The sequence below is a fragment of the Paenibacillus glucanolyticus genome, assembly GCF_037333485.1.
Lineage (GTDB): Bacteria > Bacillota > Bacilli > Paenibacillales > Paenibacillaceae > Paenibacillus_AQ > Paenibacillus_AQ glucanolyticus.
Genome location: NZ_CP147845.1, coordinates 3,453,214 through 3,468,863, shown reverse-complemented (window position 1 = coordinate 3,468,863; position 15,650 = coordinate 3,453,214). Strand labels below are relative to the sequence as shown.

General features: G+C 41.1%; 14 protein-coding genes. 2 read left to right on the top strand and 12 right to left on the bottom strand.

Going from position 1 to position 15,650, the window contains the following annotated elements; all coding sequences use genetic code 11:
* Nucleotides 1–1,014: 1,014 nt before the first annotated feature.
* The 5 genes from WDY75_RS16375 to WDY75_RS16355 all read right to left on the bottom strand — a co-directional run bounded on the left by WDY75_RS16375 (nt 1,015) and on the right by WDY75_RS16355 (nt 4,243).
* The gene (locus tag WDY75_RS16375; RefSeq protein WP_197477125.1) at nt 1,015–1,188 is read right to left on the bottom strand and encodes a transposase; all 174 of its coding nucleotides are present in this window, start codon (nt 1,186–1,188) and stop codon (nt 1,015–1,017) included.
* Between the two features lie 215 nt (nt 1,189–1,403).
* Nucleotides 1,404–2,276, bottom strand: a complete 873-nt coding sequence (locus WDY75_RS16370; protein ID WP_063479544.1) for an NAD(P)-dependent oxidoreductase — start codon at nt 2,274–2,276, stop codon at nt 1,404–1,406.
* A gap of 97 nt (nt 2,277–2,373) precedes the next feature.
* On the bottom strand, nt 2,374–2,955 hold the full coding sequence (locus WDY75_RS16365; RefSeq protein WP_063479545.1) for a TetR/AcrR family transcriptional regulator: 582 nt from the start codon (nt 2,953–2,955) through the stop codon (nt 2,374–2,376).
* A 436-nt stretch (nt 2,956–3,391) separates the two neighbouring features.
* The gene (locus WDY75_RS16360; RefSeq protein ID WP_156515069.1) at nt 3,392–3,592 is read right to left on the bottom strand and encodes a hypothetical protein; all 201 of its coding nucleotides are present in this window, start codon (nt 3,590–3,592) and stop codon (nt 3,392–3,394) included.
* A gap of 267 nt (nt 3,593–3,859) precedes the next feature.
* On the bottom strand, nt 3,860–4,243 hold the full coding sequence (locus WDY75_RS16355) for a MerR family transcriptional regulator (protein WP_063479829.1): 384 nt from the start codon (nt 4,241–4,243) through the stop codon (nt 3,860–3,862).
* A 233-nt stretch (nt 4,244–4,476) separates the two neighbouring features.
* Between WDY75_RS16355 and WDY75_RS16350 the strand changes: the two genes are divergently transcribed.
* Complete coding sequence (locus WDY75_RS16350; protein WP_063479546.1) at nt 4,477–5,232, top strand: SDR family NAD(P)-dependent oxidoreductase; 756 nt, start codon at nt 4,477–4,479, stop codon at nt 5,230–5,232.
* A gap of 645 nt (nt 5,233–5,877) precedes the next feature.
* Here the strand turns inward: WDY75_RS16350 and WDY75_RS16345 are convergent.
* The 7 genes from WDY75_RS16345 to WDY75_RS16315 form a co-directional block, all read right to left on the bottom strand.
* Complete coding sequence (locus WDY75_RS16345; protein WP_063479547.1) at nt 5,878–6,096, bottom strand: EamA family transporter; 219 nt, start codon at nt 6,094–6,096, stop codon at nt 5,878–5,880.
* A 344-nt stretch (nt 6,097–6,440) separates the two neighbouring features.
* Nucleotides 6,441–6,932: a hypothetical protein gene (locus tag WDY75_RS16340; protein WP_231888072.1), complete on the bottom strand. Its 492-nt coding sequence runs from the start codon at nt 6,930–6,932 to the stop codon at nt 6,441–6,443.
* A 650-nt stretch (nt 6,933–7,582) separates the two neighbouring features.
* Nucleotides 7,583–8,410 carry a copper amine oxidase N-terminal domain-containing protein gene (locus WDY75_RS16335; RefSeq protein ID WP_063479549.1) on the bottom strand — a complete coding sequence of 276 codons (828 nt, stop codon included), beginning with the start codon at nt 8,408–8,410 and terminating at the stop codon, nt 7,583–7,585.
* 189 nt (nt 8,411–8,599) lie between these two features.
* Nucleotides 8,600–10,045, bottom strand: coding sequence for an erythromycin esterase family protein (locus WDY75_RS16330; RefSeq protein WP_063479550.1), 1,446 nt, complete (start codon nt 10,043–10,045; stop codon nt 8,600–8,602).
* An 877-nt stretch (nt 10,046–10,922) separates the two neighbouring features.
* Nucleotides 10,923–11,588: a prolyl oligopeptidase family serine peptidase gene (locus WDY75_RS16325; RefSeq protein WP_006210636.1), complete on the bottom strand. Its 666-nt coding sequence runs from the start codon at nt 11,586–11,588 to the stop codon at nt 10,923–10,925.
* A gap of 542 nt (nt 11,589–12,130) precedes the next feature.
* Nucleotides 12,131–13,870, bottom strand: a complete 1,740-nt coding sequence (locus WDY75_RS16320; RefSeq protein ID WP_063479551.1) for an ABC-F family ATP-binding cassette domain-containing protein — start codon at nt 13,868–13,870, stop codon at nt 12,131–12,133.
* 783 nt (nt 13,871–14,653) lie between these two features.
* Nucleotides 14,654–14,860, bottom strand: coding sequence for a hypothetical protein (locus tag WDY75_RS16315; RefSeq protein ID WP_006210637.1), 207 nt, complete (start codon nt 14,858–14,860; stop codon nt 14,654–14,656).
* 144 nt (nt 14,861–15,004) lie between these two features.
* Between WDY75_RS16315 and WDY75_RS16310 the strand changes: the two genes are divergently transcribed.
* Complete coding sequence (locus WDY75_RS16310; RefSeq protein ID WP_063479552.1) at nt 15,005–15,598, top strand: TetR/AcrR family transcriptional regulator; 594 nt, start codon at nt 15,005–15,007, stop codon at nt 15,596–15,598.
* Nucleotides 15,599–15,650 lie beyond the last annotated feature (52 nt).

The following is a 15,650-nucleotide window of genomic DNA, read 5'->3' as shown; positions in this document are numbered from 1 at the left end:
ACATATGTCTGAATATGTTTGTACCGTACCGATAAAACAAAAAAAACTGTATATTGAAAATGACACCAAGTTCCCTACTTTGATGAAAACATACCCTTTTGTCTTTACTTTTACTTAACGAGCAAATTTAGAACTTGATCTTTTCTTTCATGAATTTTTCCAGTCTGGTAGGCCATTTTATGATGTCATTTCCTAGTCTGGTAGGTAATAACTTTATGTCATTCTCCAGTCTATATTCTCATCATCTGGTTTGCTCATGACCAACATTGCGCAATTTTCTGAGGTGTAAATGATAACATAGATTGAATTGCTTCTTTGCTTAGTTCATCTTGATACGGACAATTGTATTGGATAACTGATTGTCTGATCTCGCCGCCAATAATTATAATGAGCTGGGTCCACACGCAAGGGATCGGGATTAATTACTTTCAGAATAAATGACCAAGATTGTTGCGCCCCATTATCTATTTCGGTTGTCCCAGATATCCGGTAGACCCCTCCTGTCTTGTCCCCCGACATGTTGTATTGTTCCTTTAGTAATTTTTCCAGCCTGGTAGGCAAATTTATGTGTCATTCTCCAGTCTAGTGGGTAACTTTATGTCACTAAATATTGACAAGAAGTTCCCTACCAAAAATCAAAAACGCCTTGTTTTATAAGGTTTTTTTTGGTTAGCGACTTTATGTCATTCTACAGTTCATCACGATATTTTCGCATCCAAACGCTTCATCCGTCCCCGATCTTGGATTCCTACGCTGATGGCCCTCCAATATCTTCTCTTTAGAGCTTGATCCTCTAGTTGCTTAGGTAAGAACGTATGACGTCTTCGTCGCCATTTGCAATATCCACTTCTAGAAACTTGGGCGATTCTACAAAGCATTGAGATCCTGTATCCCGCAATTGCCAACTGCTCTATGACGACATACTCAGCGATTCTACTTACAGTTCGCTTCGCCCCTTTTGTAGTGACCAGAGTTTTTTTAAGTATTCATATCTAATTAATTCCTCTTCAGGCCTTAACGGGTTCTTTCTTTGCCTACCTTTGTTAATGCCCTTTGATTTCCGCGTTTCTCTTCAAGCCCCGACATGCCTTCATTCTCGTAAAATTTGACCCAGCGCCTTATAGAGGCTTCTGGAATACCCAACTCTTTCGCGACTCGCTTATATCCGAAGCCATGTTCAAGGTACATCTGAACAGCTTTATATTTCGGTTCAATTGAATGTGTGTGTGGACTCTGCTCATGTAAAAATCCCCTCCAAGTTAACAATAAGAGTCAGTCTCTTATCTGTCTACCTAAAGGGGATAATATCAGAGTACCGACGCCAGTTTTCCACCTAGGGTCCTTTTTTCAATGTCTATAAAATGGGGTCTTGACCAGACGCTGCTGAGGGCTTTGTATTAGGGCTAATTCGGCATTCGCAATACATGCGTTAGACGTGAGACGGCTTCGTCGCCATAGCCCATGTCGATCGCGCGCTTCGCCAAAGAGTGAAAGGCGCGAAGGAGGCCGGCATCGATCTGGTGGCGCTCCGACGTATGGATAATGTTCTCTAGCCCTGCAACAGCCGAGTGAAGATTGGACAAGTCGCCTGGATAATGGCCTTCGTCCACATGCTTCGCAACTTCGGTCATCAGGTCAGACAGCGTTCCGATCATCTTTTGGGCATATTTGCTGAATTGTCCGGCACCGATCTGTTCTGCTCCTGCAAGAGCCAGGGCGTGAAGATAGCCGCCCATGGATGACCAGAAGAGTCCTATCAAGGCCAAGTCAAAGGCCGATGCGCGCCCCGGATCCTCACCGAGATAATCCGACAAGCCGCCGAGACTTGCCAAGGACGACTGTGCGGTTCTATATGCGGATTCCGACCCGCTGTACATGATGGCGGACTCCGGCGTACCGACCGCAGGAGGCAGTGTCATAATGACGCCGTCGATATAATCGATGTTATTTCCGGCAGCCCATTCCGCCATTTCACGGGCTTGAAAAGGCGATCCCGTAGTCATATTAATCAGAATCTTCCCGGCTAGCGCTTCGCCTGCGAATTCCAAAACCGAACGCACCGCATCGTAGTTCAGCACGCAGATGACGACGATCGAACCGGCCTGAATGGCTTCAGTTACCGAGTCGGCGCGGACAGCGCCCTGGCCGATCAATGGACCGGCTTTATCCGCCGTCCGGTTCCATACCGTCGTCGAGTGACCTCCCTTCAGAAAGGCGCCCGCCAGGGCCTGCCCTATCGGACCTAATCCAATCACGGTTATTGACGTTTTCCCCATACAATCTACCCCTTTTCAATCGAATTGATCCGCAAGCCGGCCACGCCGGCAAATGATAACCCCGCCGATGAATATGTAGATCCAAGCCATTACCTTGTTATCCTTTCACAAGTGCGGTACGAAATCTGTCCCATAGGATGCGCTGCCGCTCCTGGTAGGTTTCCCCGTCATAGATCCCTTGCTCCATTGTCAAGCCGTTCGTCATTGAGCAGAATAACGCCAGAAGTGCAGCGGGATCCTGGCGTGCGAAGTCTCCTGCCGCTACTCCCGCCTCCAGTACGACCAACACGCATTCCTTCAACCTCTCTTCATAGCCCATAAACGATTTACGAAGCGGCTCCTTCAGGTGCTTGGGCGGAAACAGCACCGACCGTCGCAGAAAATCGGAGGCGGCGGTCACCGGAGCAAGGTCGGTATAATGACGAAACGCAGCCTCCATCCGCTCTAGAGGCGGAGCACCGAACGTCCGCTCCAGCACGTCGGCCAGCTCTGACATGTCCGCCTGCAAGCTGTCCTCGAACAGGGCGAGGAACAACTGCTCTTTTGAGGCAAAATGTGCATAGATGGACGGCGTTCGAACGCCCACTGCACCGGCGATTTCGGCCAGTGATACACCCTCGTAGCCCCGTTCGGCGAACATAGCCATCGCGGCCTGTTTCAAGCGGTCAGATGTCATCATTTATCGCCACCTCCTTAAACCTAACTAATATTAGTTAGGGGAATTATAAAATAAATACTTGCATTTTGCAAGCGACCTGCCCTCATAGCGAATCGCCTCCTCATCTCCAGCGTCGGATCAAGCTTCGGTTCGGGCGAAATACTTCGTCCCTTATCGTCCACCTCCAGTAAAATCTAATTTTCAGTGATAATAAAGTAATAGGCCGGGGCCCCTTATCTGTAAAAGGAATCCCGGCCATTTTAGCCTCCAAAATACTTATAGTTTTAGACTGCCTCATTGAACTATCGTTCCGTTAGCGCAATGACTTGCTCAGTTGAATATCATGTACCTCAACATAATTGCGTACCTTTAGTAGCAGACATTTTTCAACTTCCTGACTGTCGCCATTTAACTTCACGAAGGCTTACAATCTGCAATTGAATTTAACTTACTGGTTTTAACTATTGGCATCGATTGTTGCTTTTATAACTGAGCAAACTTCATCGGCACCAACACAAAAATTCTCTAAAACCCTACCGGAATCCAAACGGATACCAGTACAGTACGATCTATTTGCATTTGGTGAATATATAAATTGTTGAACTTCTCCTAAATAGTGATGATTTAACTTAATTTCCATCCATTTTTTAACAGCCAACTAAAACACCTGATCATTTCGTTAAACTGCTCAAAATTTCCAGTTTGTTTGGGATCTCTCAAGAAACAGGAGAACGTTAGGTAAAGAAGCGGCTCCGCATTCATTGGACCTCCGAGAAAATAAATCGGCATCAATCTTTGACAGCATCATGTCAGTACTTATTTTACGCGGTCTGTATCTGACGTTATAGGTATGGCTATTTGGAAATGTATGTTTGAGTCAAATGCAATTATACAAAAATACAAAGTCGCTAATTTAGCGACTTTGTCAAATTTTGATGTTAGTTCGTTCAATCTGAGATTCTATTACATCATATAGAGCAAGTTTATAGTTTATTTTATCCAAGTTAAAATATAGTTCCCTTATGCTTTTCTCAATTTCTTTTTTATGATGGAGCATCATCATTTTTCGTTCCGAAATCGTCGAATCCCCTTCTTTATACAAGTATACATACTTCTGAATTTGAGCAATCGGCATTCCTGTTGCTCTAAGCGCAGTAACGAAGTGAATCCAGCTTAAATCATCTTCGTCATATAACCGCTTCCCATTTTCATTTCTCTTCACATGTGGAAGCAGCCCCTCCTTTTCGTAGTATCGAAGTGTGGGAGCCGCTATTCCTGTCAATTCCGTAACTTCCCTTATAGTCAACATAACTATATCTTCACCGCCATCTGTTAAAGTATACTTTAAATGAAAATTTGGCAACATAAATTGATTTTTCCAAATTTACGCTAAAAAAAATAGAGAAATATAATGAAATCAGTGAATTTATCTGTTTGATTAGGCACTTATTATTATAATCAAAATAACCTTGACTTCAAGTAAACTTTATCTTTTATGATATCAATGTAAATTAAAATGATTTCTGAGAGGATGAAATTACAATGGCAAATATCTCAATCGTTACTGGCGGCAGCCGCGGACTTGGTCGCAATACTGCCATCAATATTGCACGTCATGGCGGTGATGTCATCCTGACCTATCGTAGCCAAGCAGAAGAAGCAAAGTCTGTCGTTGCTGAGATCGAATCTCTAGGTCGTAAAGCAGTGGCATTACAACTTGATGTTGAAAATATCTCCAGCTTTACTGCCTTTGTTGAGACAGTTCGTTCGACCCTGCAGTCAACCTGGAATAGCACCACTTTCAATCATCTGGTGAACAATGCCGGCTACGGAGAAATGACCGGCTTTACCGAAACTACAGAAGCTCAGTTCGACGGCCTGTTTAATGTGCATGTTAAGGGTGTGTTTTTCTTGACACAGACCCTTCTGCCTCTTCTTGCAGATGGTGGTCGAATTGTGAACTTCTCAACGGGTCTTACTCGCGTATCTTTTCCTGGATTCTCCGCCTATTCTGCCGCAAAGGGGGCGGTCGAGATTCTAACTATCTATTTGGCCAAAGAACTTGGTCACCGAGGTATCACTGCTAATACCATTGCACCTGGAGCAATCGAAACCGATTTTCTAGGAGGTTCTGTACGCGACATACCTGCTTACAATGAAACGTTTGCCGCGATGACTGCCCTTGGTCGAGTCGGGGTACCCGAGGACATTGGTCCCGCAGTCGCCAGCTTACTTGGTTCCGATAATCGCTGGGTTAACGGGCAGAGAATCGAGGTTTCGGGTGGTCAGAATATCTGATCGCAAGTAAATGGCAGCAAAGACAATCCGTGAAACTGGGGCTGTTCCGAATGAAACGACCATATTGTGTGTCTAAGGATAGGGTCAGCTACGTTGAACTAAGTAAAGGTATCTAATATTGAGTTACATTTAGCATTCATCTAATCGGATAAGTAGCCATGTTCTTGTCAAATACAAAACACTATTTTAGCGATTCAATGGGGCCAAATTCCTCGACAGCATCATAACTGGTTTTGAGGGTCCAAAGATCCCTATTGAGTCTGCTACAATACATGCAGTCTATGAAACTGCATACTCATTCCAATTCACGAAGAAGGATAACTGAGAAGCTACGATGATTATCGCTCTTTTTTGGTTTTTATAGGAATTATACAACCATATTTGACACAATTTTTAATTGCACATCGTCTCACCCTTCGTTCAGTGTTATTGCTGGGATCAATCATGACGAGCTGCTTCCTATGATCCACTCTATTAAACCTTAGTTCAAGAAGCAACGGCAGCCGATCTCTTGGTCGACTGCCGTTGCTTCTTTATGGGGTATCATTTCCTGATAATTCAATAAACCTTAATTCATTAGGTTAAGCCAATCGATCATTAATTAACGTTATGAGTAATAACGATTGTGCGTTACCCCTGCCTTGCCTACATATCCCCCTCTAGCATATTGCCCCGCTTTTGCAGTGATTTCATTTTGAGGTTTACAAGTGCAATACCTATGATAATTAGAATTAGTCCCACTACCATCTTGGTAGTAATCGTTTCTCCCAAAAAGAGAACGCTGATCACGATCGTAATGAGCGGGACCAGAAAAATCAAGGCATTGTAGTACCCCGACTCTCTTTGGGAAATGTTCTTGTCCATCGACACCAGGTTTAATTTAGATCATAACAAAACCTCCTAATTAGAGCTATTAAATCTAGTTTGCTTCTAATAGAAGGATTTAATCTTTATGATTTGAACTAGTGTTCCCCGTTAGTTGAACGACTGAAATCGGATCTAGTACCTCATCTGACATCGATAAAAATATAGTTTGTTCACCATAAACATTCAATATCATGATATACACTCGAAGATATTTCAATCTAAATTACGAGACAAAGAACAAAATTCAAACCAAAAAAAAAATCCGCGTAAAACGCGGACTTAAATGGATATGTATGTTCTTTCCTCTTACATGAATACTAAGCAAGTTGCAATAAACTTCCCTATCTATTATTGAGCCCGCTATCGTCCTTAGTCGTGCGATTGTAGACGACGGTTTCTTTGGTGCCGTCCGCGTATTCCAGGTCAACTTCGTCGATACGGATTGAATCCAAAGCACCTTGATACGTGAAGAGCTCAAACACACCGAGTTCTAATCCCGGTATGACCGGACCGACATATTGAAGATTGAAAGAGTTCTTTCCGGAGTGCTCGTCATACGAAGGGTCTCCTACGGGATTAAATGTGCTGACCTTCACGGTATAGTAGTTGATCGTTTTGCCGGTCAAATTATCGACGAGCCACGTCAGCGTGATACCGTTCGCTGAATTGACACTGTATCTGAACTCTCTTGGGTCGCTGAAACGATTCTTCGCTGTCACTCGGGTAGCTTCGGGTTCGTCGTTGGCCGTTTCGTTACCTCCTTGATTCTGAGCCGTGGAAATCGTTGCGCCTTTTTCGCCATCTCCGTTGGAAGGTTCGTTTTCGGCATCCACTGTTTGCCCAGCTTTAACTATAGTTGGTTCACTCCGACTATAACCCAAGTCTTCCGAGAAATACACACCGCAGCTGAACGCGATGATAATAGATATTAGAAAAGATAAAAAGATATTCAATTTTTTAGCCATGCTGATGTCCTCGCCTTTTCCGTTATTTGTTTTATAATAACAGATCTAGGTCCAATAGGACAGACAGAAAGTAGTAATATCGAACTATGATTTATATAGCAAGACCTAACTCCAACTCCTTGTTCCTTCTTCTTACATGCATTCTTTAATATGAATTCCTGCGAATCGTGAATCTTCCTCTTCCATTTCTCCCTATTCAAATCTGAAGTTATCAAAATCCATATCGAGATCCTTTCACGATTAACTGCCCGTTACTTCAATAAGAAAAGAGGAGCCACATCACTGCAAGCTCCTCTGCTATCGTATCCCGTTTGTTTAAGGCGCCTCATCGACTTCAAACTTTCACCTTGGAATGAGTCAACCGAGGCTTGATCGTTCCACTGTCTTTAAAGCGCTGTTTACATACTGTCTACTTAAAGGGGATCATATCAAAATTGCGGCTTCTTTATTTTATATGGATAATGGCTAAGTATGATTCTCTCTATCCATTGAGCTGGGCATGATTTGGTTAGATATCACTACTGAAGATCGGGTTCCAGGCTCATATTAGGGATCTGTCTCAAATGATCGCTTACCTTGTCCACCTTCCATGCTCCATTAGCATAAATAATGTGCGCTTCCCGATCAAAAACATAATGCAGCTCGCCCGTTAATATATTTCCTGGAATATAGGATTGAATAAGCATCGCGCTAGTATTGCTTGCATAGTTTACCGTTGCCGTATTCATATCAAAATTCATTTCTTTAAAGTGAAGTCCTTCCTGCTCTATGATTTGCTGAATTAGACGATCCGTAAAATAAGGTTTGAAGTAAGTGCGAACCTGTTTTACTTTCGATAGATCAGATGCCTCGTTCAATTTCTCCGATAACCGCGCAATACGAGTATCACTTAGTCGTTGGTTGGTAGGTACTTGATACTTCGGCTTCATCAACTTAACGACGACTTGCTTGTCATCCAGGATAACGGTGGCTTCTTTGGTTTTCTGATCCCACTTCACTTCTGCTCCCATGGTTTGGCTAACGAACCTTAAAGGTACATAAGTTGTGTTTTGGATGAGCTCAACCGGAGCATCAAAATCGTCGCGGTCCTGGTTTACTAAGGCCCTTTTGAATTGAACCGCAAGTGTGATTACAGTCTCGCCAATGGTCAATTGAGCTGTTTTTTGAAATTGGTTCCATTTCACATCGATACCCATGTTCTGAGATACTGCCCGTATAGGGATCAGCACTCGATTGTTCTTTAGAATACCATGCTCGATTACTTCATTGCCTGATGCTTGTGTTGGAATGACGTTCGCAAGAAAAAAGATCATGACCGTCGATATGCTAATCAATAACTTTTTCAAATGCCCTCCCCCTCATCAGTCCTAATTTGTTCCAGACCTATTCATTTAGACGTCCTATTCCATGAAAAAGTTGCCAAAAATGAACGGAATACCTATTTCCGCCTCTCCCTTGCGAGAGATAGAAATTCCGTCTTGTGTTATCGCGATGCCAAGTTCACGCAAAGCTTCTTCCACCCCCCTTTCCATTAATCACCTTCCATAAGGTGTGAATACGTCTACCTTGCGAAAATGAATTAATGCATCAAATGAATCATCTATAATCATGCCTGAATAGTAGTTGTCTATCTTACGATGATTAGGATCATTCAAATCAACACCGTTTAGGCTACCTACATATGGCATCTTTAACTCATCCTTGGAGATTAGCCGGTTTAACTGCTCATCTTGCTTCGCACGATCAAAATCCAAGAAATAACGATCCGCCGACAATTGCTTCAAAGAATTTAGTAATATATTATCACTATGAATAGTGAAGGTAGGCGGATTTGGATCCGTCATAATCTTTGAGTCTGCTGCTAATACGCCCTCATTAAAGGTTGTTCCGATAGCATAATAAGCATCGCCATAACTTTCCTCCAGAAGCTCACCTATATATGTAAGTTTAAGCATTTTGCTAGCTACATTAATATTTTCATCTTTTGCTGCATTAACAAAATTGTCAGCGGCAGCACTATTCTTTTTCGAGATATGACCATTATGACCTGCAATTAGAACGGGTCCATTCGACTGGTTTAAAATCCAGTCTACCTTTTCCTTCATGGCTTTATCACGATGGTTTGAAGAGGAAACAAAGTGAAGATACCCATTCCCCTCGCTAAAATCTCGAAGCAAAGAATCATTGATTACTGAGTAGGTAACATAAATGGACTGGATATTCTGCATTGCAACCTCATACATTTGTTCATCTGATTTGGCGATAAGAAGATCAGCATTCATATCCATCCGGTGTATCAATTGTTCAATTAGCTGAACCTCCTTTTGGACCAGTGGACTCCATTGTCGTTGCAGTTGTTTATAATCACTTTTAGTCCATGCACGCTCACTAATTGGGGTAAAGATATCGCCGAGTAATAGATTCGATATTTCCCACAGATCAGTACTACCGACCTGTATACGGTTAAGCTCTTTAGAGAGCTCACGATCCACCTCTTTTAAATAATTATCAAGTGCGGGTAGCATCAGTTCTGATCGCTGAACATCCATGCCCCAATATTGAAGCTGTTCTTCACTAGATGCAGAACGGTTATATTCTCGCATCCACTCAAATAATTCAGCCATTTCTTGTGTATGGTAGAAGGGAAACCATTTTTCCCATGCTTCTTGCAATTCGATTTCCTCGCCTGATAGATACCGATTCATTAATTCTGAATTAGCAAAATCCTCTTCTAATACGAATGTTCGAACCCCATACTTTTCAACAAGCACCTTAAATACATCAAGCCGTACAGACTGAAACTCACCGTTGTTATGAGTTGCTTCGCCTAAACCAATAATTTGGACACCATCGGGTACTGTCAATTGATTAACGGGTACAGCATATTTCTCTAGTTTATTCGTTAGATCAACTGGTTGACTAGAACAAGCAGTAAGTAATATCGATACAACGCTCATCAATGCTAAAATTAATCGCCTCATTGCTGTAACTCTCCTCTCCATAGTAAATAATCGTTTATAACATATAATCCCATATAAGGAATTCTATAATGTTATTGAGTAATCCTTCTCGTTAGTTGATGATCTAGAGCAGTGAGATGTAGTTAAGTGCTTATCCTAATCAATAATCCGACGATGTTCTTGTCCTTGACTCGTGACAAGAACTTGTACCGATAAAATGAAAAAATCCGCAAATAGCGGCTTTCAAAGGGACCATGTTCTTGTCCTCGGACATTCGTTCATCCCTTCTCCTAGAGACGCACTCAATTTCCAACGTTTGATTGAACGTGAGGTGTTATGAAAAATCTCGTCGTAATTAGTATTTATTCCAACCTTATTCCATAGAAATCACATTATAGTCATACAAGGTTCTAATAAATTCCTCTCTATTGTTTATCAAAACCTTTCCACTGATTGAAATTATCCATGATTCCATACAATTTGGGGTTGCGACTATCGAAATAAGCAACTTTGTATTCTTCATTCTTCATCTGGTTCGCAATAAAACACCAGGCATTTCCTTTACGATCTAGAGAAAACGGGATTAAATGGCCCTATTTCCACTGATCCACCCTCTCTAATATTAATCATTTTATGAGTCTCAACGCTCGTCATTCTTTGTAAAGAAAGTCTCTGATTCGATAAGTTTTTCTTGTTTCTATCTCCTACTGCACTAACTTCTTGAATCATGTACAGAAATGAACCATTGCTAAACTGTGATACCAAATCACAATAGGATTTTGGTAGTTTGTAATTCAATCATTTTCTGTTTTTTCTATATCTTCCGTTAGCTAAAAAAAAGGAGCAGCTGCCAACAGGCGAACTGCTCCATGATATTTTAACTTAATGTAAAACAACTTCATTTCCTTACCATTAAAGAATGACCTAAAAACCAGCTATATAATTCCGGATTATCGTATGTTTCTGTCCAGGAGTTGTGATTCGTCTCAGGATAAATTGTGAAAGAGACATTTCCACCGTTTTCGCGAAGTGCGTCTACCATTTTTTCTGATTCAGAAATGGACACTATATCATCCTTCGCGCCATGGAATGCCCAGATGGGTGTTCCTACTAGTTCATGTACCCGGTTGGGGTTACCTCCACCACATATCGGAGCGATAGCTGCGAACCTTCCTGGATATTCTGCTGCTAAGTGCCACGTCCCATAACCACCCATGCTTAGCCCCGTCAAGTATATCCGATCTGGATCAACGTTATAGTTTGCAATGATCTCATCTACTAATGCCATCAATCCGTCTTGTTCAGCATTCCAAAAAGAATCCTCCGGGCATTGAGGGGAAATCGTAATGAATGGAAAAGAAGGATCGCGTTCTGCTATCATAGGAATTCCATGTGCTTTTACCAACTCCAGATCATCTCCACGTTCACCTGCCCCGTGAAGAAACAAGATTAAAGGCCACTTATTTGAGGATTCTTTTTCATGTTGATCTGGCAAATGTAAGAGGTATTTCATCCGCACTCTTTTAGTTATTTCTTTTTCAAATTTATTTGCGGTTTGACTCATTGTATCTCCCTCACTTTACTGATATCTCCCATAGGGGGTAAAAATAGAATTCCCCATATTTCCCGGAATTCCTTCAGTTGCATTAACCTGCCCCTGCCCGTTAGCTTAATGAAATTGCATGGAAACATAATTAGATACTTATCTAATCGGTAATCGGACCATGTTCTTGTCCTTTACGGCAATCGGTACAAATTCTTGTCCTTGGCTCGGGACAAGAATTTGTACCGATAAAACAAAAAAACCGCTAAAATAGCGACTTTCAATGGGACAATGTTTCTGTCCTTCGACATGTGACGTTTAATAGGACATCACCTTTTGTGGTTGTCTTCCTTCATGTATGATCTCTCTCCCTCCCTAAAGCAAGAGCTACAAGAAATCAATGTAGTAAAAAGACACTGATATTCTATTCATCAGTGTCTTTTTTAGTGGTTTTTTTTCACCAGCATCATGTTTCATCGTTGAACTCAGACTAATTCACTTTAGCCCTATTCGCTGTAACTGACTTCACTTTCTTGTAATCATTTCAATCAGAGAGTTGTAATTTAAAGCAACTTAATTAGCTTTTCTAGCTCATCAACCAGTACTTTTGCAAATTCAAAATTAGTATCTTTTAAAGCCAATTCTATTTTCATTTCAACTGCTTTTTTGTTTTGTTCCGCTTCTAAATAGTCTTTATCAAAGTGACTAGCATAAATCATCTGTTTAAATTTTTTCATAGTCATTTTTCTAATCGTCTTATTGTCAATGATTAATACATAATCCATACCATTTACAACAGAATAGAAATCATGAGATATCATGAGAATTGCACCTTTATAGTCTTCAATGGCTTTTTCCAGTGCAATTTGTGTATATGTATCTAAATGGCTTGTCGGTTCATCAAGAAGCAATACGTTTGCATTACTAGCAGAAACTTTAGCCAATTGAAGTATGTTTTTTTCTCCACCAGATAGTGATTCAATCTTTTGATTAACGATTTCGCCTTCAAATCCATAGTTTGAAATATACGATCTAACTTCATCATAAGTTTTAAACCCAGCATCGATGAATTCTTCTAGTAATGTATTAGAATCCTTTAGCATTTCGCCTTGATTCTGAGATAAATAAGCCATTTTAATATCATCATTTATTTCAATGGAATCATGATTATTGTTAAAGATATCTCGGAGTAAAGTCGTTTTCCCTGTACCGTTTGGACCAATAATGGCTACTTTATCCGTAGATTTTATCTCAAAGCTAACATTCTCTAAAAGCAGTTCATCAAAGGCAACACTATAATTATTGACTTTTACAACAATGCTGTCTTCAATTTCATTCTCAATAACGAAACTGATATTCGGTTGCTTAATATCAACAAATGGTGCCTTAATTCTACGCGCTTCCAATCTCTCTTGAAATCTAACTCTAGCTTTTAACGCTCTACCTCTAGATGCTTCTGAATTAATAGTTGCGATAGCTCTAAGATTATCAATAATGTTATCGTATCTCTCAATTTCTTCAGCTTCGGCGACTGCGATTTCTTGCAACTCAATTTTTGTCTGAAGTAATGAGAAATTATACTCAATATATCGCCCATCAAACTCTTGGATCTCTGTGTTTTCAAGGTGAATAATTTTGTTGAAACAATGATTCAATAGATATCGATTGTGCGTAACAACTAGCAGTATACCTTTGTGAGTATTAATAAGTTTTTTAAGCGCATTTAGGTTCTCAAAATCTAAAAAAACATCCGGTTCGTCCATGATCATTAAGTCTGGACTATTAAGCATTTCCTTCATTACTTGAATAAGTTTGAATTCCCCGCCGCTCAGGTCGGATACCCTAACATCTTTTAGCTTCAAGAGGTTTGCAAGATTTAGCTTCTTATTAATGTTACTCTCAAAATAATCTCCGCCCATTGCATCAAATGCGTCTAAAGCGAATTGATACTTTTCGAGTAACGGCTCAATATCCGATGATGTTTCCATTTCATTACAAATAGATGTTATTTCATTTTGTAGCTTAATAAAATCTTCTCCGATATATTCAAAAACAGTTGATTCTTTAGTTCTGTCTAGTTGGGAGAACTGACTTACATACCCAATTTTACAGGTTGGATCTATCTCTAACTTGCCTTCGAACAAATATCTTTCTGGATCCATCAGTATATCGATCAGTGTACTTTTACCACTGCCACTTGTTCCAATAAAAGCGCAATGCTGTGACTCTTCTAACGTAAAGGAAATGTCTTTATATAGTTCTTTTTGTGGAAATGAGAAGTATAAGTTATCAACTTTTATCATAGTAGTGCCTTTCTTTATAACTAAGATGGTGACTATTATTAAATGTATTGTCGAACACAGACTTTTAGAGTAACACTCTTTACTACCAAGTTCAATCCATTTTTAGCCCTTACCCTCACTTCGAAATTCTAATACTTTCTTTAGAATGGTGGCTTGTTGACCGTTTATCCAATCCCATGAAAATACATCAAACAAAATCATGACAATGTTCCACCCTATGCATATTATGGGACCAAGCATTATGCCCTGGCACAATGATATGATTTATGCCATGTTTCGAGACGATTTATGATCGGCGGTGAGCACTTGCTTTGGCTCATCTCCAATTCCGTGTATATAAGTCACCATGGCAATGATAACCGCGCTAAGTATAAATCTCAAATGAATCCCTCCTTAGCTTTCTTACCTACGGCATCAATATTTCCAAATACAAAAAATAGTATTCATTTGCGTAAACTGCCCATTAGCTTAATAAAATGATGTCTGCTGCCGTCGATGAAATCATACCGGGAAAGTAACAATGTTCTTGTCATCAATCGGGAATGTTATCAAGTTCTATGGAATTGTAATTAGATATGTATCTAATCGGTAATCGGCTCATCTTCTTGTCCTTTTCGGTAATCGGTACAAGTTCTTGTCCCGAGTCGTCGACAAGAACTTGTACCGATAAAACAAAAAAGCCGCTATTATAGCAACTTTCAATGGGACCATGATCTTGTCCCCCGACATCACATTAGGCCATCCCTTTTCAGCTTTTCAGGATGGCCCCTTCTGTCTTGAAACCTAATCTCTGCCGGTCAACAGTCGTCTTCCTAGCAGCAGTCGGGCTTCAAGTTCGATCCTGTTTTTGCAATCTTCGCAGCAGTGCATTCCTTTGAAATTTCGTTTCACACGGTCGTAAGCTTGAGTCCCCTCAATGACATAAAACTCTCTTCTGCAACTATTACAGGTGGAACGAAAACGAAAAACTCCATCGATTTGTTCTTGCATGGAATCCCCTCCCGTCAATCAAGTCAAAGCCCAGTACTATTGACGTGATAACTGCAACGCGATATAACTGAATAAATTCTAAATAACACACTGTATTAATTATTTTAATGCAGTGTGCTAAATAAGACAAGGGGGCGTTTACCGTTGCCGAAAGTCGTGGACCACGAACAAAAGAGAAAACTAATCGCCGAATCAGCATGGAATATCATTGAAGAAAAAGGGGTTGAACATGCGTCAATCCGTGCCGTTGCAGCTGCGGCAGGGTTGTCACCCGGCGCATTGCGGCATTATTTTTCAACACAGGACGAACTATTGCTATTTATCGTAGACTATTATTTGACAAGAGGAGTTGCCAGAGCAGAAGAGCGCCTGGAAATAAGCCCTATTCCGATGAAGGCTGCGAGGGAAATTCTGTTACAACTGCTTCCTTTGGATGCGGAAAAACGAACTGCCGTCGGCGTCTGGTGGATCTTCGCCATCCGATCTCTCACGAGTTTGGCATTACAAGCTAAAAAAGACGAGCTCACGGACGGACTCCACTACCTGACTAAAGCTGTCCTTGAAATTCTAGCTAAGGCGAAGCTTCTCCCCTCTTCGGTGGACATTCAACTCGAAACATTAAGATTGGCCTCGATTGTCGAAGGCTTGACGATACTCGCATTGCTCCGCCCGGAGCTATACACACCGCAGACCGTTGAGCAGATCGTCACCCGCCATCTTCAGGAGCTCTGCTCGTAAGCTACGGATGGATGAGCACATAGACGATTCCCGAAAATAACTTGCCGTTACT